The sequence below is a fragment of the Nonomuraea polychroma genome, from assembly GCF_004011505.1.
GTDB lineage: Bacteria > Actinomycetota > Actinomycetes > Streptosporangiales > Streptosporangiaceae > Nonomuraea > Nonomuraea polychroma.
Genome location: NZ_SAUN01000001.1, coordinates 7554441 through 7573510, shown reverse-complemented (window position 1 = coordinate 7573510; position 19070 = coordinate 7554441). Strand labels below are relative to the sequence as shown.

17 protein-coding genes are annotated in these 19070 nt (G+C 70.8%); 8 read left to right on the top strand and 9 right to left on the bottom strand.

Annotation, left to right across the window (positions count from 1 at the left end; translation table 11 throughout):
- Positions 1 to 7: 7 nt before the first annotated feature.
- From EDD27_RS34520 to EDD27_RS34505, 4 genes are all read left to right on the top strand, one after another.
- On the top strand, positions 8 to 1816 hold the full coding sequence (locus tag EDD27_RS34520) for a serine/threonine-protein kinase (RefSeq protein ID WP_127936113.1): 1809 nt from the start codon (positions 8 to 10) through the stop codon (positions 1814 to 1816).
- A gap of 103 nt (positions 1817 to 1919) precedes the next feature.
- Positions 1920 to 3116, top strand: coding sequence for a serine/threonine-protein kinase (locus EDD27_RS34515; protein WP_127936112.1), 1197 nt, complete (start codon positions 1920 to 1922; stop codon positions 3114 to 3116).
- Between the two features lie 246 nt (positions 3117 to 3362).
- Complete coding sequence (locus tag EDD27_RS34510; RefSeq protein WP_127936111.1) at positions 3363 to 4142, top strand: electron transfer flavoprotein subunit beta/FixA family protein; 780 nt, start codon at positions 3363 to 3365, stop codon at positions 4140 to 4142.
- Between the two features lie 18 nt (positions 4143 to 4160).
- On the top strand, positions 4161 to 5114 hold the full coding sequence (locus tag EDD27_RS34505; RefSeq protein ID WP_127936110.1) for an electron transfer flavoprotein subunit alpha/FixB family protein: 954 nt from the start codon (positions 4161 to 4163) through the stop codon (positions 5112 to 5114).
- Positions 5115 to 5299: 185 nt separating this feature from the next.
- Here the strand turns inward: EDD27_RS34505 and EDD27_RS34500 are convergent, their stop codons facing one another.
- The 7 genes from EDD27_RS34500 to EDD27_RS34470 all read right to left on the bottom strand — a co-directional run bounded on the left by EDD27_RS34500 (position 5300) and on the right by EDD27_RS34470 (position 11654).
- Complete coding sequence (locus tag EDD27_RS34500) at positions 5300 to 5494, bottom strand: hypothetical protein (protein WP_164903914.1); 195 nt, start codon at positions 5492 to 5494, stop codon at positions 5300 to 5302.
- Positions 5495 to 5839: 345 nt separating this feature from the next.
- Entirely contained in the window at positions 5840 to 7282 is a 1443-nt protein-coding gene (locus EDD27_RS34495) for a sensor histidine kinase (RefSeq protein ID WP_127936108.1), read from the bottom strand.
- A complete protein-coding gene (locus EDD27_RS57110) occupies positions 7279 to 7983 on the bottom strand; it encodes a response regulator transcription factor (RefSeq protein ID WP_127936107.1) in 705 nt (234 codons plus the stop codon). Before EDD27_RS57110 ends, EDD27_RS34495 begins: the two co-directional genes overlap by 4 nt.
- 23 nt (positions 7984 to 8006) lie before the next feature.
- On the bottom strand, positions 8007 to 8771 hold the full coding sequence (locus EDD27_RS57105; RefSeq protein ID WP_127936106.1) for a hypothetical protein: 765 nt from the start codon (positions 8769 to 8771) through the stop codon (positions 8007 to 8009).
- On the bottom strand, positions 8768 to 9667 hold the full coding sequence (locus EDD27_RS34480) for an ABC transporter ATP-binding protein (protein WP_127936105.1): 900 nt from the start codon (positions 9665 to 9667) through the stop codon (positions 8768 to 8770). The genes EDD27_RS57105 and EDD27_RS34480 overlap by 4 nt, the downstream gene beginning before the upstream one ends.
- Positions 9668 to 9794: 127 nt before the next feature.
- Positions 9795 to 11036: an MFS transporter gene (locus EDD27_RS34475; RefSeq protein ID WP_338324677.1), complete on the bottom strand. Its 1242-nt coding sequence runs from the start codon at positions 11034 to 11036 to the stop codon at positions 9795 to 9797.
- Positions 11037 to 11144: 108 nt separating this feature from the next.
- The gene (locus EDD27_RS34470; protein WP_127936103.1) at positions 11145 to 11654 is read right to left on the bottom strand and encodes a TetR/AcrR family transcriptional regulator; all 510 of its coding nucleotides are present in this window, start codon (positions 11652 to 11654) and stop codon (positions 11145 to 11147) included.
- Positions 11655 to 11707: 53 nt separating this feature from the next.
- Between EDD27_RS34470 and EDD27_RS34465 the strand changes: the two genes are divergently transcribed.
- The gene (locus tag EDD27_RS34465) at positions 11708 to 12871 is read left to right on the top strand and encodes a cysteine desulfurase family protein (RefSeq protein WP_127936102.1); all 1164 of its coding nucleotides are present in this window, start codon (positions 11708 to 11710) and stop codon (positions 12869 to 12871) included.
- A 15-nt stretch (positions 12872 to 12886) separates the two neighbouring features.
- Here the strand turns inward: EDD27_RS34465 and EDD27_RS34460 are convergent, their stop codons facing one another.
- Positions 12887 to 13948: a DUF695 domain-containing protein gene (locus tag EDD27_RS34460; RefSeq protein ID WP_127936101.1), complete on the bottom strand. Its 1062-nt coding sequence runs from the start codon at positions 13946 to 13948 to the stop codon at positions 12887 to 12889.
- 67 nt (positions 13949 to 14015) lie between these two features.
- Here EDD27_RS34460 and mnmA point away from each other — a divergent pair, with 67 nt between their 5' ends.
- Positions 14016 to 15104: a tRNA 2-thiouridine(34) synthase MnmA gene (gene mnmA / locus EDD27_RS34455; RefSeq protein WP_127936100.1), complete on the top strand. Its 1089-nt coding sequence runs from the start codon at positions 14016 to 14018 to the stop codon at positions 15102 to 15104.
- Here the strand turns inward: mnmA and EDD27_RS34450 are convergent.
- Complete coding sequence (locus tag EDD27_RS34450; protein WP_127936099.1) at positions 15097 to 15729, bottom strand: MBL fold metallo-hydrolase; 633 nt, start codon at positions 15727 to 15729, stop codon at positions 15097 to 15099. The genes mnmA and EDD27_RS34450 overlap by 8 nt on opposite strands.
- A gap of 24 nt (positions 15730 to 15753) precedes the next feature.
- Here EDD27_RS34450 and EDD27_RS34445 point away from each other — a divergent pair, with 24 nt between their 5' ends.
- Positions 15754 to 16746: a methionine synthase gene (locus EDD27_RS34445; RefSeq protein WP_127936098.1), complete on the top strand. Its 993-nt coding sequence runs from the start codon at positions 15754 to 15756 to the stop codon at positions 16744 to 16746.
- A 67-nt stretch (positions 16747 to 16813) separates the two neighbouring features.
- Positions 16814 to 19006, top strand: a complete 2193-nt coding sequence (gene ligA, locus EDD27_RS34440; protein WP_127936097.1) for an NAD-dependent DNA ligase LigA — start codon at positions 16814 to 16816, stop codon at positions 19004 to 19006.
- The last annotated feature ends 64 nt before the right edge of the window (positions 19007 to 19070 follow it).

The following is a 19070-nucleotide window of genomic DNA, read 5'->3' as shown; positions in this document are numbered from 1 at the left end:
GGCGGCGATGAACACCGAAGCACCAGAGCGCCTCGGCCCGTACCGGCTCGTCAGGAAGATCGGCGAAGGCGGCATGGGGGTTGTCCACCTCGGTCTCGACGGCGAGGGCCGTGAGGTCGCCATCAAGGTGCTGCACCCGCACGTGGCCGCGGACCTCAAGGCACGTGACCGGCTGACCCGCGAGGTCGAGACCATGCGCCGGGTGCGCAGCCCGTTCGTGGCCGAGGTCATCGACGCCGAACTCGTGGGCGGCCAGCCCTACGTCGTGACGCGTTTCGCTCCCGGCCGCACGCTGGAGGACACCGTCCTGACCGAGGGCGCCCTCTCGGCGCGCGAGGTCATCAAGCTCGCCCAGGGGCTCTGCCAGGCGCTGGTGGCCATTCACGCGGCCGACGTGATCCACCGCGACTTCAAGCCGTCCAACGTCATGCTGGTCGACGGCGAGCCGCTGGTCATCGACTTCGGCATCGCCCATCTGGTCAATGCCACCAGGCTGACGCAGACGGGCATGTTCGTCGGCACGCCCGGCTACCTGGCGCCGGAGATCATCCGCGACTCGGACATCACCCAGGCGGCCGACGTGCACGCCCTGGCCTCGACGGTGTTCTTCGCCGCGACCGGCGCGCCGCCGTTCGGCACGGGAACGTTCGAGGCGGTCTGCTTCAACATCATGGAGGGGCGGGCGCAGCTCGACAAGGCGCCCGCGTGGCTGCACGGCTGGCTCAGCCGGGCCCTGCAGGTCGATCCGGCGGCCCGGCCCGGCGCTCACGAGCTGCTGCGGATGGCCAGGGCGCTCGACCCGTCGGTGACCACGTTCAACGAGACGTCCTCCTTCGACGGGCCGACGGGCACCAAGCGCATGGGCAGCGGCACGCGGGTCATGGACTCGTACTCCGACCTGCTGCCTCCGGTCGAGTACGCCAAGCCCACGCCGCCGCCTCCGGCTCCGCCGCGGGAGAAGAAGCGGCGCGAGGAGAAGCGTCGTGAGGAGAAGCCGCCGCCGTACGTGCCGGCGCCGATCTCCGCCCGGCCGACGCCCCCGCGTGCCGACCAGCGGGTCGCCGGTTACCCGGCGCCGCAGCCACGCCCGGCCCCGCCGCCACCGGCGCCTCGATACACCCCGCCGCCCCAGTACACTCCGCCGGCCGAGCGTAGGAAATATCTGTTCGGCAGCCAGTTCACGGGGTTGTTGCTGCTGATCACGCTGGTCGCGCTGACCGTCATGATGCCGGTCATGGTGGGCGCGGTGGCGGTCGTGCTGGCGGTGGTGTTGCGGCTCGGCGAATACCTGTTCGGCGACCTGGTCAAGCGGCGGCAGATCCGCGGGAGCAGCGGATCCGACCCGCTGCTCGTGGTGGTCGGCACGCCGTGGGCGCTGGTGAAGTCGGCGCTCGTGACGGCCGTGCACGTGCCGCTGGCGCTGCTGTTCGGCGTGTGCGTGTGGGGTGTGCTGCACTGGGCGGGCCGGATGGGCGTCAACGAGGCGGCCGCCTACGCGGCGGGAGCGTTCGCCGCCGGCCTGTTCGTGTTGCCCGGCGGCGGTGCGCCGCGCAAGGCCGTGACCCGTTCGCTCACCGGCGTCCTGCGCACGCCGGGTGCGGCGCTGGTCGCGGTCGTGCTGGTGGGCACGGCGGCGTTGTTCGCGGTGATGTTCGCGCTGGGCCAGGAGCCGGTGTGGTCGCCGTGGCGGGCGCCGGAGTCGGTCATCGACGACCTGGCCAGCGAGGCCAGGCAGAGCACGATCGGGCTGATCACCGGATTGATCGGCAGCCTGCTGGACGGCCTCGGGCTGGGCTTCCTGACCAACTGGTCCTGAGGCGTCCCGGCCGGCTGCCGGGGGACTTCGAGGGTGTCCCGGCGGGGCGGCAGGAGGATGGCGCCCGAGTGTCCCGGCGAGCCGTCAGGGGGAGAGTAGAGGTATGAGCGAGCGTCTCGGCCCCTATGAGCTACTCTCCCGGCTCGGGGCAGGCGGGTTCGGCGAGGTGCACCTCGCGCTCGACGCTGAGGGGCGCACGGTCGCCGTGAAGGTGCTGCACCCGCACGTCGCGGCAGACGCAGGCGCCCTCGCCCGGCTGGCGCGCGAGGTGGAGACCATGCGCAGGGTAGGCGGGTCGCACGTGGCGGAGGTGCTCGACGCCTCGCTGGAGGGGGCAAGGCCCTATCTCGTGACCCGTTATGTCCAGGGCCGTCCGCTCAGTGCCCTGCCCGCGCCCGTGGACGACCTGCGCAGGCTCGCCTCCGGGCTGGCCGCCGCGTTACTGGCCATGCACGAGGCCGGGGTGATCCACCGCGATCTCAAGCCGGCGAACGTGATGATGGCCGAAGGGGATCCCGTCGTCATCGACTTCGGCATCGCCAGCGCCCTCGACTCGCTGTCGGTCACCGCCTCGGGCGCGGTGGTGGGCACGCCCGGCTATCTGGCCCCTGAGGTGCTGGAGGGCAAGCAGGCGGGCATGGAGGCCGACGTGTTCTCCTTCGGGGCGACGCTGGCGTACGCGGCGACCGGGCGGCAGCCGTACGGGCAGGGGCCGGCCTCCGCGGTCGCATACCGGGTCGTGCACCACCCGCCCGACCTGGAAGGCGTGCCCGAGTGGCTGGCGCCGTTGTTACGGGAGTGCCTGTCCGCCGATCCGGGCGCGCGGCCGACGGCCGCGGAGATCTGCGCCAAACTGGGCGTCGCCCATCTGCCCTCCGTTCCCCGCCGTCCCTCGCGTGCCGTCGACGACGCGATGACCATGGAGTGGCGGCCGGGCAAGGAACGCCCTCGTCGGTCGGTGGAGGAGGCCAGGGCCCGGCATCGGGAGAAGGTGCGCAGGCGCTGGGTGATCGGCTCGGGGCTGTTCGTGTCGTTACTGGCGGCGGCCGCATGGGTGCCGCTGCCCGAGGTCTCGCTCTTCCTGCTGGCGGCGTACGCGCTGGGTGTGGTGCCGGACGCCGGGGTGGCGTTGTTCTCGCGCAGCCCTTACCGGCGTAGTCGCATGATCACCGATATGGTGAGCGTTGCGGGGGCCGCCGGGCTGTGCTTCGGGCTGGCGGCGGCGTTCAGCACGTTCACACTGGCGTTGTTCGCGGGCACGGCGCTGGTGGTCGGGATCGTGTTCCTGCTGTCGGCGTGACGTTCGGGGGCGAGCCGGCCGGTGCTGGGCCTGGTGGCCGCCAACAGAATTAAGCTCGGTATGGTGGCTATCGTGTCGTCCGCGCCCGCGGCGGTTTGCGCGTAAGCTACTCACGGGTAACATGACCGCGACAAGCCACCCTCTGCCGGGAGCTCGGAAGGCACCTGGCAGTCTGGACAGCATTGCATCCGGCGCCCATCGCAGCGATGCGGTGGCGCACGCGAAACGGGAGGTCGGCCACCGGCCATGAACATCGTCGTCTGCGTGAAGCAGGTCCCCGACACGGCGACCGAGCGCAAGCTGCGGTCCGATGACAAGACGCTCGACCGCGACGCCGCCGACGGCGTGGTCAACGAGCTTGACGAGTACGCGGTCGAGGAGGCGCTGAAGCTCAAGGAAGCCCACGGTGGCGAGGTCACCGTGCTCACCATGGGCCCAGGCAAGGCCACTGAGACCATCCGCAAGGCCCTGGCCATGGGCGCCGACAAGGCCGTGCACCTGACCGACGAGGCCCTGCACGGCTCCGACGCGCTGTCGACTTCTTACGCGATGGCCCAGGTGCTCAAGAAGATCGGGTTCGACCTGGTCGTGCTGGGCTCTGAGTCCACCGACGCCCGCACCGGCGTGCTGGCCGCGATGCTGGCCGAGCGCCTCGGCACGCCGCAGCTCACGCTGGCCAACAAGGTCGACATCGAGGGCTCCTCGATCAGGATCCAGCGCCTCACCGACTACGGCTTCGACAAGGTCGAGGCCACGCTGCCGGCGGTCGTGTCCGTGGTCGAGAAGATCAACGAGCCGCGTTACCCGTCGTTCAAGGGCATCATGGCGGCCAAGAAGAAGCCGGTCGAGACGCTCGCCATCGGCGACGCCTCCATCGACGCCGCCCAGGTCGGCCTGGCCGCTGCCTGGTCCGAGGTCGTCGACTTCGCCGCGGCCCCGCCGCGCGCGGCCGGCACGGTCGTCAAGGACGAGGGCGACGGTGGCGAGAAGGCCGCCGAGTTCCTCGCGTCGAAGAAGTTCATCTGAGAACGGGGGCTTACTGAAATGTCGGAGATTCTCGTTCTCGTCGAGCACGTCGACGGCGAGGTCAAGAAGGTCACGCTGGAGCTGCTCACGCTGGCCCGCACCCTCGGCACCCCCTCCGCCGTCTGGGCCGGCCCCGGCATCACGCCGGACGCCAAGGCCAGGCTGGCCGAGTACGGCGCCGAGAAGATCTACGTCGCTCCCGCCGGCGACATCGTCGAGTACGTCGTGGCACCCAAGGCCGAGCTGCTGGCCCAGCTGGTGGCCGACAAGTCGCCGTCGGCCGTGCTGGTCGCCGCCACGGCCGAGGGCAAGGAGATCGCCGGCCGCCTCGCGGTCAAGACGGACTCCGGCGTCATCACCGACGCCGTGGGCCTCGGCGAGGGCTTCGTGGCCGACCAGTCCATCTTCGGCGGCGGCATCAACGTGCAGTCGAAGGTCCGCAAGGGCACCCCCATCGTCGCCGTACGCCCCAACTCCACGGCCCCCGCGCCCGCCGCGGGCGCCGGAGCGGAGGAGGAGATCTCGGTGGCGCTGTCCGAGGCGGCCAAGGCGGCCCGCATCGTGGAGCGCGTCAAGCAGGAGAAGGGCGCCCGCCCCGAGCTGACCGAGGCCGCGATCGTGGTCTCCGGCGGCCGCGGCGTCGGCTCGGCCGAAAACTTCTCCATCATCGAGGAGCTCGCGGACGCGCTCGGCGCAGCCGTCGGCGCCTCGCGCGCAGCCACGGACGCGGGCTGGTACCCGCACCAGTTCCAGGTCGGGCAGACGGGTAAGACGGTGTCGCCGCAGCTGTACATCGCGGCGGGCATTTCCGGGGCGATCCAGCACCGGGCCGGCATGCAGACCGCGAAGACGATCGTCGCGATCAACAAGGACCCGGAGGCGCCGATCTTCGAGCTGGCCGACTATGGCGTGGTGGGCGACCTCCACCAGGTCGTGCCCCAGCTCACGGAGGAAGTCAAGAAGCGCAAGTGAGGTAGCGCGGGGGCAAGCACGGTCTTCGCTAAGGAGCGCTTCGCGCTGAGGAGCGCAGGCTGTGACATTGGGGGGCGCAGCCCCCCAAACCCCTGCTCAAAGCCGCTTCGCCGATTCGGCGGCCGATTGCGTCGTGCCCCACACCGGCTGGCACGTCGTCCTTTGTGAATGTGGAAGGCCAGCGCCTACACCCTCAGCCAGTCCACCGGCGGACCGTCACGCAGCTCCGTAGCCACCGAGCACAGCTTCGGAATGTGGGTGCCGTCGCTGGAGGCCACCTTGGCGGCTCCGCTCGCGCCGACTGCAGTGGCCACGACAATGGCGTCGACGGCGCAGTCGTGACCGGACAACCCTGTCGCGACCAGCAAGCGCGCCGCCAAGTCCGCCACCTCTGAGGTCACGTCGATAACACTCAGCTTGGACCGGCTTGAAGCGCAAACGCTGCCCGGCCTGCCTGCCCCGTGCGGTCTCGACGATCGTCGCGGCGCTGGTGATCGTGACGAAGCCCTTCTCCTGCGCCAGGGTGATGCGGGCGCGCATGCGCTCATCGTCTTCAGCAGAAGCCGACGCTCGTGTCCTCGTCGAGGGTGACGGTGAACATGCCGCGCCCCGGCTGTGGTTGGCGCCGTCGTTCCAGGGTCTCGGGGGCGATTGGACCGCCCAGATAGCGGCGGATGCCCGGGTCCAGCCATTCCTACTCCATGATCGCCCCAAGATGGCCGGTTTCACTGAGGGGCGGCGGCTGGGAGGTGGATCTGGAAGGCGGCGCCCTTGCCGGGTTCCGAGTGGACCTCCACCCGCCCTCCGTGGGCCGTGACGATGGAGCGCACGATGGCCAGCCCTAATCCCGCGCCCCCCGTCGTACGCGCCCGTGAGCTGTCCGCCCGGTAGAACCGGTCGAACGCCCTGGTGGCTTCCTCCGCGCTGAGCCCTGGGCCCTCGTCCTCGATCACCAGCACGGCCTCCGATCCGGAGGTGCCCACGCCGATCCGCACCGGGGTGCCGCCGGGCGTGTGGGTGACGGCGTTGCCGACGAGGTTGCTGACCACCTGCCGGAGCCGGGCCTCGTCGCCCAGCACCGGGGCGCTCGCCGCCGGGCCGCCGAAAGGCCCGGTGAACGCGACGGGGCGGGACGGGTCGAGGGCGGCGAAGTCATGGCGGGCGTCGGCGGCGAGGGTGCGGAGGTCCATCGGGGTGAGGTCCAGGGCGGGGCCGTCGGTGTCGTCGAGGCCGGCGAGCAGCAGCAGGTCCTCCACCAGCCGTGCCAGCCGCCCGGACTCGCTCTCGATGCGGGCCAGCGCGGGCTCGGCCTCTGTGCCGCCCATGCGGTAGAGCTCCGAGAAGCCCTTGATGCCGAACAGCGGGGTACGGAGCTCGTGGCTGACGTCGGCGACGAAGCGGCGCATGCGGGCCTCGGACTCCGCGCTGGCCGCCACGCCCTGCTCGATCTGGGCGAGCATCTTGTTGAGCGAGCGGGCGAGGCGTCCGACCTCGGTGTTCGGCGGGCCAGGCTCGGGTACGCGCCTGGACAGGTCGCCGTCGGCGATGGCCGCGGCCGTCTCCTCGACGCGGCGCAGCGGCGCCAGCCCCGCCCTGATCGCGATGCCGCCCAGCAGCGCGAGCAGCGCCAGCAGCACGGAGCCTGCGATGAGGCAGGCGGCGCGGAGCCGGGCGATCGTTGACTGCATGGCCTCCAGCGAGACGGCCCCGACGACGCTGGCGTGGTCGGAGCCGCCCGTGGCGGCGCGCGGCAGGGCCACCGCCCGCCACTCCTCGCCGTTCGGTCCCTCCACGGTGAACGGCTTGCCCGCACGAGCCGACACGGTGGCGGCGTCGAGCCGGGGCAGATCGGGTCCCACCGGGTCGCCCATCTCACGGACGACCGTGCCGTCGGCCGACAGGTACGCGGTGTACGCCTTCTCGATCAGGTCGAGTTGTGCCGCTCCCAGCGGCGCCCGGTCCGCCTGCCGCTGCATCCTGGCGATGAACTCGGGCGGGATGGCCGACAGCGCCGTGCCCATCGGGGCCAGTTGCGCGTCCACGCGGGCCAGGAGCTGGGTCTCCAGTTGGCGCAGCACGATCGAGCTGATCGCCACCAGGCCGGCCACGAGCAACGCCACGGTGATGGCCAGCAGGCGGGTCCGCAGCGACAGGCGGGCGATCATCATTGCTTCGGCTTGCGGAGCACGTAGCCGATCCCGTGGACGGTGTGGATCAGCTTGGGCTCGCCGCCGGTGTCGAGCTTGCGGCGCAGGTAGCTCACGTACGTGTCCACGATGCTCGTGTCGCCGGCGAAGTCGTAGCGCCAGACGTGTTCGAGGATCTGGGGCTTGGGCAGCACGTGGCCGGCGTTGAGCGCCAGGTGGTGGAGGAGCCGGAACTCCGTCGGCGACAGGCGTACCGGGCGGCCGGCTCTGGTCACCTGGTGGCCGTCGGGGTCGACCTCCAAGTCTCCGACGACGATCGTGTGGTCGTCGGGGATCGCGCCCGTGCGCCGCAGGATGGCCCGGATACGGGCGAGCAGCTCCTCCAGGTCGAACGGCTTCGTCACGTAGTCGTCGCCGCCCAGCCGGAGTCCGTTGATCTTGTCGGCCGTCGTGTCGCGCGCGGTCAGGAAGAGCACGGGTACGGGACCCGGCCGCCCGCCCGCCCGAGGCAGACTCCGCAGCCGGCGAATGACCTCGAAGCCGTCGAGGTCGGGCAGCATGACGTCGAGCAGGACCAGGTCGGGCGGGTCGCGCCGGGCCGACTCCAGTGCCTGGGCACCGCTCTCCGCCGAGCTCACCGTGAAGCCCGCGAACCGCAGCGTCGCCGACAGCAGCTCCTTGACGGTGGGCTCGTCGTCGACCACCAGCAGTCTCTCGCCCACGGCACCTCCCCGGTCCAGCGTAGTCAGGCGTCGCTGTTGTTGAACTGGACGAATGCGGTAATCAGCATGACCGCCACGAAACCGACGAGAATGCCGGATCCCGCCCAGGCCGGGAGCTCGGATGTTCCGGAGACGGTCTGGAAGGCGGCCATGTTCGGCCAGTAGGTGGAGATGAAGTGCCGCACCGGGCCGGGCGAGGCCGTGGCGAGGATCGGCAGCAGGAGGAAGGCCGTGCTGACGTTCACGGCGGCGGCCGTGCCGCGCAGCAGGAAGCCGAGCGCCAGCCCGAACAGGGCCAGCAGCGTGAACACCAGCGGCCCGAGCAGCAGCATCCGCAGTGCGGCCGGGTCGCCGGGCATGGTGTACGGCGCGCCGCCCGTCGCCAGGGTCGTCTGGCTCGCCACGTACATCAGCCATATCCCTGCCACGCTCACCGGCAGCGCCGTCAGTGCGGTCAGCCCCGCCTTGGCGGCCACCAGGCGGCCCCGCCTGCCCACGGCGGCGACGCTGGCCCGCATCGTGCCCGAGCCGTACTCGGAGGAGGCGACCAGCACGCCCAGCGCCGCGATCAGCAACTGCATGATGAACAGCCCGCGCATGCCCATGTCGAGAGGCTGGAAGTCCAGTCGTTCCTGTGGCGTGGCGGACGCGTATTGGTTGGCCGCCGCGCTGCTGAACAACCACCCGAACGTCCCCGCCACCGCGACAGTAGCCAGCGACAACACCATGGTGGCCCTGATGCTGCTGAACTTGGTCCACTCAGCCCTGAGCACTCCTGCGTCGATCATCGTGCCACCCCGAACTCGACGCTCTCACGAGTCAGCTCCATGAACGCCTCCTCCAGTGATGCACGCCGCGGGGTGAGCTCGAACAGCGGCACCCCCTCGGCCGCCGCCAACCGCCCGATGTCGGGCGCCGTCATGCCGGTCACGATCAGCTCGCCGTCCCGGCCCTCCTGCACGTGCGCGCCAGTCAGCTCCAGTCGCCGGGTGAAGGAGGGGGCCTCGGGCGTGCGTACGAGCACCGCGGCTCCGCCCTCGGTGAACTCGCCGATGTCCGACTCGGCGATGAGCCGGCCCTTGCCGATCACCACCAGGCGGTCCGCGGTCAGTGCCATCTCGCTCATCAGGTGGCTGGAGATCAGCACCGTACGGCCCTCGGCGGCCAGGCCCCGGAGGAGCGTGCGGATCCACAACACGCCTTCCGGGTCCAGGCCGTTGACCGGCTCGTCGAGCAGCAGCACCGGTGGGTCGCCGAGCAGGGCGGCGGCGATGCCCAGCCGCTGGCTCATGCCCAGCGAGAAAGCGCCGGCCTTCCTGTCCGCCGCGTCCGTGAGCCCGACCAGGTCGAGGACCTCGTCGACGCGGGCCCGAGCGAGGTCGTTCGTCTGGGCCAGGTAGAGCAGATGCTTGCGGGCGGTGCGGCGCGGGTGCACGGCTTGCGCCTCCAGCAGTGAGCCGACCTCGCGCAGCGGGTGCGGGAGGTCCTGGTGGCGGCGGCCGTTGATGGTGGCGGTGCCGGAGGTGGGCAGGTCGAGGCCGAGGATCATGCGCATGGTCGTGGTCTTGCCTGCGCCGTTCGGGCCCAGGAAGCCGGTGACCAGTCCCGGCCGTACCGTGAAGGTGAGATCGTCCACGGCGAGCACCTCGCCGTGGCGTTTGGTCAATCCGCTGAGCTGGATCATGCGTCCAGGGTGAGGCGGCGGGCTGGAGGTGTTCCGTGGGGATCTGTGAGTTCTCTGTGAGCGGGGCCCCGCCACGCGGGTGACTCCGGCGCGACGGGGGCCCATCCACAGAAAACTCTTAGATCGGTCAGGCGGCGACCTCAGCGGGTTGCCGGTCCGGGAGCGGCATCCGGCTGACGGCGGCCGGTTCGGTGCGGGGGAGGAAGCGGGAGGCCAGGGTGATCAGCACGCCCAGGACGACGCCGATGCCGAGCGCGGTACGCAGGCTGGTGGCGTCCGACAGGAAGCCGATCACCACGGGGCCGAGCAGCAGGCCCGTGTACCCCATCGCGCCCGCCTGGGCGATCGCCGGACCGGGGGTGTCGGTCGCGGTCCCGGCGAGCGACAGCGTCAGCGGTGAGATCGTCGCCACGCCGAGGCCGACGAAGAACATCGCGAACACCGCCACCAGCGCCGCGGGAGCGAGCAGCACCACCGCGAAGAACCCGGCCGTGGCCAGCCCGGAGACGGTCAGCATGCCGCGCACGCCGAACCTGGTTCGCAGCCGGTCGCCGGTGAGCCTGGCGATCAGCATGCCCGCCTCGAACACCGGGTAGCCGAGCGCTGCCAGGGCCTCAGGGGCGCCGAGCTCGTTGCGCATGTACAGGCCGTTCCAGTCGGCGACCGTGCCCTCCACCATGAACGCGAAGAACATGATCGCGCCGAGCAGGTAGACGATCGGCGGCATGCGCCGACGGGTCGTCGCGGTGGCCCTGGCGGCCGGCGACTCGGGCAGGTACGTGCGGCCGAGCAAGATCATGACTGGTAGCGCGGCCAGGCCGATCAGCGCCACGTTGGCGGTGAACGACAGCCCTAGGGCGATCGACAGGCTGCCGACGGCGCCTGCCGCGATCGCGCCGACGCACCAGCCCGCGTGCATGCCGTTCATCAACGGACGGCCGTACGCCTGCTCCACGGTGGAACCCTGGGCGTTCATGGCGATGTCGACCATGCCGAACCCCAGACCGAACACCGCCACGGCGACCATGAGCCACGGCAGATCCGGGGCGAAGGCCACGGCCACGAGACTGAGCGCGGTGAGTGGGCCGCCGACCCGCAGGACCGCCCTGCTGCCCGCGCGGGCCATGATCCCGCGCATGGCCTGCATGGTCACCAGGGCGCCCAGGCCCCAGACCAGCAGGATGGCGCCGACCGTGGACTCGGACAGGCCGAGTTTGTCGGTCAGCGCCGGGATGCGCACGGTCATCGTGCCCACCATCAGGCCGCCAAGGACGAAGGTGAGGACCGCCCCATAGCGGGCACTCCTCAGGTTGCGGGTCATACGGCAACACCCCCATGAAGTCGTTGTTGTCAGCGTTTTTGGGCGCATGGCACCGCATCGGGTCATCCCGAAGGGGGTCCACGCAGTCGTAACCCCGGCACGCGAAGAAGGGCGCGCCGAGGTGTCAGGGTGAAAGGGCTGGAGAAGGGGCGGGGCTCAGGCAGGTTTGAGGATGGCTCTCATGCGGCTCTCCAGGGCCCGCAGGTCATCCTCGCTGTTCAGCTCCGGATCGTGGCTGGCCACGTCCCAGAGCCCCTCACACGCGAGCCGTACGATCTGCGACGCCCGCTGATCCGGCTCCTCGCTCAACCCCTCCCGATGCCATCGGGCCATGGCGTCGCGGAGCGGCGCCAGCAGGAAGAGGTTGCCCGACGCACCTGTGACGACCGCCCATCGTCGCAGCCGCCCCGATCGGACGGCGGCCAGCGTCGCACCCAGGTAGCGCTCGGTGTAGGTTTCACCAGGCTGAGCGGCCATCAGCTCGTCGAAGTCCTCGATCAACCGTTCGACCATGCCTTTGATCAAGGCTTCCTTGGAGCCGTAGTGATAGAGGAGGCCGCCCTTGCTCACGCCGGCTCGCTCTGCGACGGCCGACAGCGTGAGCGCGGTCGAGCCTTGGTCGCAGAGGAGCTCCTCCGCCGCGTCCAAAAGCTCGTCCCTTCTCATGCCTCTACTGTACCGTCCGGACGGTACAGTAGCAAACGAGATACCCTGAGCACGTGACCAGACCGTCGGCCTATCTTGATCATGCAGCGACCACGCCCATGCTGCCCGAGGCGATCGAGGCCATGACGGAGCAACTGAAACGCGTCGGCAACCCTTCCTCGCTGCACGCGGCGGGTCGCCAGGTGCGCAGGGTGGTCGAGGAGTCGCGTGAGACGATCGCCGACGCGCTCGGCGCCCGGCCCAGTGAGGTCGTGTTCACCTCGGGGGGCACCGAAGCGGACAACCTCGCGATCAAGGGTCTTTACTGGGCACGGCAACCGCGCCGGCGCGTGCTGATCAGCTCCGTGGAGCACCACGCCGCGCTCGACCCGGCCCATTGGCTGGCCACCAGCCAGGGCGCGGAGGTCGAGCTGCTGGAGGTGGACCCGTACGGCCGGGTGCACCCCGACACGCTGCGGGCGGCGATCGAGCGCGACCCCGGCAGCGTGGCGATGATCAGCATCATGTGGGCCAACAACGAGGTCGGCACCATCCAGCCGGTGCGCGTGCTGGCGGCCATCGCCCGTGACCACGGCATCCCGTTCCACACCGACGCGGTGCAGGCGATCGGGCAGTTGCCCGTGTCGTTCGCCGAGTCCGGGGCCGACGCCCTCACGCTGACCGGTCACAAGGTCGGCGGCCCGATGGGGGTCGGCGCGTTGTTGCTGGCCAGAGGGCTGACTCCGGTGTCCGTGCAGCACGGCGGTGGCCAGGAGCGCGACGTGCGCTCCGGCACGCTGGACGCGCCCGCCATCGCGGGGCTCGCGGCCGCCGTCAGCACCGCCGTCAAGCATCAGGAGACACAGAGCCGCCGTCTGACGGCGCTGCGCGACGAGCTCATCGAACGTGTCCGCCAGGCCGTGCCCGACGTGATCCTCAACGGCGACCCGGCCAACCGGCTGCCCGGCAACGCCCACTTCTCCTTCCCCGGCTGCGAGGGTGACGCGCTGCTCATGCTGCTCGATGCCAAAGGCGTGGAGTGCTCGACGGGCTCGGCCTGCTCGGCGGGGGTGGCTCAGCCGTCTCACGTGCTCCTGGCCATGGGGGCCGACGCGGCCGCGGCGCGGGGCTCACTCAGGTTCACGTTGGGCCACACCTCGACCCGCGAGGACGTCGACCGCCTGATCGAGGTGCTCCCGGCCGCCGTCGAACGGGCGCGGCGGGCCGGCCTGAGCTGAGGCCGGCCCGCGTGGTCAGCTGAGGAAGGGCGCCACGGCGGTCCAGCCCGCGTCGGTGCCGACGTCGACGCGGGGCTCGCCTTCCTCCCAGCTCACGATGAGCTCCTTGGCGTGGATCGCGGCGTCGCCGGTCGGGTCGGCGTAGACGTGGATGGTCCGCTGCCCCTCGGTGCTCAGATGCGCGGCGAGCACCGCGTCGTCGCGCAGCTTGAGCATGCGAGCGGCCAGCCGCTCCTCGAAGTCGCGCAGCGCCGCCAGCGACTCGCCGATCGGCAGGCCCGCCTCGTCGCGGTGCGCGTACGGCAGCGTGATCGCGATGTGCTGGTCGAACAGCGGATAGTCGACCGGGCGCAGCGGATAGCGGGCCGTGGCCACGAGCGGCGCGCCGGCCGCCGTCTGGCCTTCGAGCAGGATCCACTGCTCCTCTTCGAAGCCGGAGGCCACGTCGGCGACCACGGCGGGCAGGTGCACGGCGGGCACCGCGTCGATCGGCTCGAACGTGACGGCGGTGATCTCACCCACCCACCTGGCCACGTCGTCCTCGCCGAGCAGCCAGTCCAGAGCCAGCAGCGCGGTGTCCATCCTGGAGTCCTCGTCGAGCTCGCCGAAGATCGGATGGTACGCGGCCACGTCCACTCGCGGCGTGTCCCGGGGCGCCCGCAGGCCCAGCATCAGCTTGTCGAGCGCGAACTCGAAGCCGCCGACGTCCAGGGTGAGCTCCAGCGCCTGCGGATTGGCCTGCCGCGACGGGTGGAACTCCCACAGCAGGTCGGCGGGCGGCGCGCCTTTCGCCCAGCGGTGCGCGAGCGGGCGCAGCTCGGCGTCGCCCGCCGCGGTCACCACCAGGGTGTGCATGGCGTTCCTGCCGGGGGCCACCTCCCAGACCAGGTCGGGATGCACGGCGGCGACGGCCGGTGCGAGCAGGTCCTCCAGCCCTCCGGCATCGCCCTCGGCCACGAGCGAGTCGAGCCGCGGCCTGTTCTCCTCCCACCACGTCCAGAACGTGGAGATGGAGATCTCGTCTCCGCGTGGCTCGCTGTCCTCGTGATCTGCGTCCTTGCGCCCGAACAGTCGCATGCGCTGAATACTCCCAGATCCCCGCCATGGTCGCGCACTCCCCGCCGGACAGTACGCTGGAAGCGTCATGGGACTGCGTGTGCTTGCCGCCATGTCGGGCGGCGTCGACTCTGCCGTGGCCGCCGCTCGGATCGCCGAGGCGGGCCACGACGTCACTGGTGTGCACCTCGCCCTGTCCTCCAACCCCCAATCCCACCGCACGGGAGCCCGGGGGTGCTGCACGATCGAGGACTCGCGGGACGCGCGCCGCGCCGCCGATGTGATCGGCATCCCTTTCTACATCTGGGACATGGCCGAGCGTTTCCAGCGCGACGTGGTCGAGGACTTCGTGGCCGAATACGCGGCGGGCCGCACGCCCAACCCGTGCCTGCGCTGCAACGAGAAGATCAAGTTCGCGGCCGTGCTCGACCGGGCGCTGGCCCTCGGCTTCGACGCGGTCGCGACCGGTCACCACGCCAGGCTGGTCGACGGGGTCCTGTCCAGGAGCGTCGACGCGGGCAAGGACCAGTCCTACGTGCTCGGCGTGCTCACCCGCGATCAGCTCGGCCACGCGATCTTCCCGCTGGGCGACTCGACCAAGGCCGAGGTGCGCGCGGAGGCCGCCAGGCGCGGCCTGACCGTCGCCGACAAGCCCGACAGCCACGACATCTGCTTCATCGCCGACGGCGACACGCGCGGCTTCCTGGCCAAGCGGCTCGGCTCGGCGCAGGGGCCCATCGTGGACGAGAGCGGCGAGGTGGTCGGCAGCCACCAGGGCGCGCACGGGTTCACGATCGGCCAGCGCAAGGGCCTGCACATCGACCGCCCGGCGGCGGACGGCCGGCCGCGCTACGTGTTGTCGATCGAGCCGGTGTCCAACACGGTCACGGTCGGGCCGCGCTCGGCGCTGGAGGTCACCTCGATCACCTGCGGGCGCCCGATCTGGAACGGCCCGTCCCCGGCGCGGCGCCGGGAGGGTGGGTCGCACCGCCACGACGACCTCACCGTGCAGTTGCGGGCGCACGGGGAGGTCTACCCGTGCCGGTTCGAGGAGGCCGACGGCGGGCTCCGCATCGACCTCGACCGCCCGGCCACGGGGGTCGCCGCAGGTCAGGCGGCCGTGCTCTACTCCGGTGACACGGTGATCGGCTCGGCGACCATCGTCTCCGCTAGCTGAGCGTGACCGACTCGCCGACGTGCAGGCGGCGGATGTCGGTGCCCTGCTTGTCGGATTCCATCTTCAGCCAGTTGTCCACGATGCCGAGGCCGTTGTCGTTGAGCAGGCCGTCATGCGTGGAGTACGCCCGCGCTGCGCGCACCGTGCGTAGATAGTCCACCATCTCGGACATCTTCAGCCACGGCGCGTTGGTGGGCACCAGTAGCGTGGGCACCTCCACCTCGGGGACGGTGAGCGCGTCGCCGGGGTAGAACACCTCGTCGTCCAGCAGGAAACCGACGTTCTGCACGATCGGCATGTCCGGGTGGTTCTTCGCGTGCCACTCGCCGAACACCTTCACCCGGAAACCGGCCGTCTCGAAGTCGTCGCCGTGCCGGATCACGTTCACCTTGACCGGCACGTCGGACAATTCGCCGGCGACGCCCTCACAGGTCCAGATCTGCACGCCGGGCGGGGCGGTCTCGAGCTTGGCCGGGTCGACATGGTCGAAGTGCTGGTGCGTGATCAGAATCGCGTCGGCGCCGTCGAGCACCGGGTCCTCGGTGAACGCCCCCGGGTCGATGACCAGGACCTTGCCGTTCTTCTCCAGGCGTACACACGCGTGGCCGTATTTAGTGAGTTCCACTTCGCAGAGCCTACGCTTGTCCCCATGTCAACGTGGGAAGCCACCGGGGTCGGATCGCATCCTGGAGAAGACCATCTCGAGGCGGTCCGGGTCGTGTTCGGCGAGGTGCCCGGGCTGCCGTACCTGCCGGAGCTGCCGGCCAGAGGCGTCGGCGCCGACATGATCGGCAGGACGGCGGCGTTGCTGATCGATCTGCCCGTCGAGGTGCAGCCGTCCGGGTGGCGGCTGACCGACCGGCCGGGACGCGATCATCAGCGGGCCGTCGATCATCTGCGGTGGGACCTGGACGGGCTCGAGGAGATCGGGCACGACTATGCGGGGCCGCTGAAGCTGCAGGTGTGCGGGCCGTGGACGCTGGCCGGCGCGATCGAGCTGAAATACGGGGACAAGGTGCTCGCCGACGCCGGAGCCGTTCGTGATATGACGGCCTCGCTCGCCCAAGGCGTCGCGGACCACTGCGCCGAGGTGCGGCGGCGGCTGCCCGGGGTGACGGAGATCGTGTTGCAGCTCGACGAGCCGGGGTTGCCCGGGGCGCTGGCCGGGACCGTGCCGACGGCCTCCGGGTTCGGGCGGCTGGCCGCCGTGGAGGAATGGCGGGCCGAGGAGTCGCTGCGGCTGTTCGAGGATCCGGTCGTGCACTGCTGCGCGCCGTCCGTGCCGTTCGGCGTGTTGCGACGGGCCGGGGTGCGCGGGGTGTCCGTGGACGCCTCGCTGCTGCGGCGGCGGGACGAGGAAGCGCTGGGGGAGCTTATCGAGGCCGGGGCGATGTTCTTTCACGGCGTCGTGCCGGCCAGGGACGTGCGGTTGCCTGACGTGAAGGTGATCGCCAAGCCGGCGGTGGAGCTGTGGCGGCGGCTCGGGTTCCCGCCGGACAAGCTGGCCGGGCAGGTCGTGCTGACGCCGGCGTGCGGGCTGGCGGGGGCGTCGCCCGCGTACGCGAAGGCGGCGCTGAGGGCCTGTAAGAAGGCCGCTCAGGTGCTCAGGGAGGATCCGGCGAGCGGCATGCAACAGGGCTGAGCGTGGGAGGCGTCTTGTCGGTGCTCGGCGGTAGCGTTTGCACAGGTCCTGGACGAGAGGAGATCGCGTGAGCAGCGAGTCGACTGAGGTCGGGGGCGTGCCCGTGGCCGCGCTCAAGCGGCATGCCGAGCTGAGCGAGCTGGTGGAGGACGCTCGCTGGCGCTATTACGTGCTCGACCAGCCCACGGTCAGCGACGCCCAGTTCGACGAGTGGTTCAAGGAACTGCTCGCGCTGGAGGAGGCCCACCCGTCGTTGCAGACGCCGGACTCGCCGACGCAGAAGGTCGGCGCGCCGGTCTCGGGCGACTTCGCCAAGGTCCAGCACCTGGCCAGGATGGAGAGCCTCGACAACGCCTTCAACGCCGAGGACATGACGGGGTGGGCGACGCGTGCCGAGCGGCTGGCCGAAGGCGATCCCGGGCCCTATCTGTGTGAGCTGAAGATCGACGGGCTGGCGATCGCGCTGGTCTACCGGGACGGCAAGCTGGAGCGCGGGGCCACCCGAGGCGACGGGCGCACCGGCGACGACGTCACGGCCAACGTCCGCACGATCAAGGGGGTCCCGCACCGGCTCAAGGGCGACGACGTGCCGAGCCTGGTCGAGGTGCGCGGCGAGGTCTACATCCCGGTCGAGGACTTCAAGAAGCTCAACGAGCAGCTCGTCGAGCAGGGCAAGCCGCCGTTCGCCAACCCGCGCAACTCGGCGGCGGGCACGCTGCGGCAGAAGGACCCGCGCATCACGGCCCAGCGGCCGCTGCGGATGCTGGTGCACGGCATCGGCATCTGGGAGGGCGCGACGGTGCCGCGGGCGCAGTCGGAGGTCTACGACCGGCTGCGCGAGTTCGGACTGCCGGTGAGCGATCTCTACAGGGTGGTGCCGGACCTCGACGGGGTCAACGCCTACATCGAGCACTACCGCGAGCACCGGCACGATCCGGCTTACGAGATCGACGGGGTCGTGGTCAAAATCGACGACTTCCGTACGCAGCGGGAGCTGGGCTCCACCTCGCGGGCGCCGCGGTGGGCGATCGCGTACAAATACCCTCCGGAGGAGGTCAACACCAAGCTGCTCGACATCCAGGTGGGGGTGGGCAGGACCGGGCGGGTCACGCCGTACGCGGTGATGGCGCCCGTCGTGGTGTCCGGCTCCACCGTCGAGCGGGCGACCCTCCACAACGCCGCCATCGTCGAGAAGAAGGGCGTGCTCATCGGCGACACCGTCGTCCTGCGCAAGGCGGGCGACGTGATCCCCGAGATCGTCAGTCCTGTGACGGCGCTGCGCGACGGGTCCGAGCGGAAGTTCGTCATGCCGACGCACTGCCCGGAGTGCGGGACGGAGCTGGCGTACGAGAAGGAGGGCGACGCCGACCTGCGCTGCCCCAACACGCGCAGCTGTCCGGCGCAGATCCGCGAGCGCATCTACTTCGCGGCCGGGCGGCGGGCGCTCGACATCGACGGGCTCGGCTACGTCGCGGCCACCGCGCTCACCCAGCCGCTGCCGCCGCAGGAGCCGGTGGTGCGGACGGAGGCCGACCTGTTCGACCTGACGCTGGAGCAGCTGCTGCCGATCAAGTCAGTGGTCCGCGACCAGGACACCGGCCTGCCCAAGATCGATCCCAAGACCGGTGAGCAGAAGGTCGTCTCCTTCTTCTCCAACATCAACGGCGAGCCGAGCGCCAACGCCCGGCTGCTCGTCGAGGAGCTGGAGCGGGCCAAGCAGGTCCCACTCGCGCAGCTGCTGGTCGCCCTGTCGATCCGGCACGTCGGCCCGCCCACGGCCCGCGACCTGGCCAATGCCATGCGCTCGATCGACGCCATCATGAACGCCTCCGAGGAGGAGCTGGCCGCGGTCGAAGGCATCGGGCCCAGGGTGGCGGCGACGATCAAGGAATGGTTCGAGGTCGACTGGCATCGGGAGATCATCGAGCGGTGGCGGGCCGCCGGGGTGCGGATGGAGGACGAGCCGGCGCCGGAGAAGGGACCGCAGACCCTTGAGGGGCTGACGTTCGTGGTGACTGGGACGCTGGAGGGCTACACGCGGGACTCGGCCTCGGAGGCGTTGGCGAGCCGTGGTGGGAAGGTGGCGTCCTCGGTGTCGAAGAAGACGTCGTTCCTGGTCGCGGGAGAGAACGCGGGGTCGAAGTACGACAAGGCGGTGAGCCTGGGGGTGCCGATCCTGGACGGGGCCGGGTTCGAGGTGCTGCTGAACGACGGTCCCGAGGCGGCGGCCCAGGTGGCGGTCAAGCCCGAGGAAGCGTAACGGCGCCCGGGCCGGACTGTCGGGCCGGGCCCCCATCCGGGCACCCCAGCCCGGCCCGACCTGG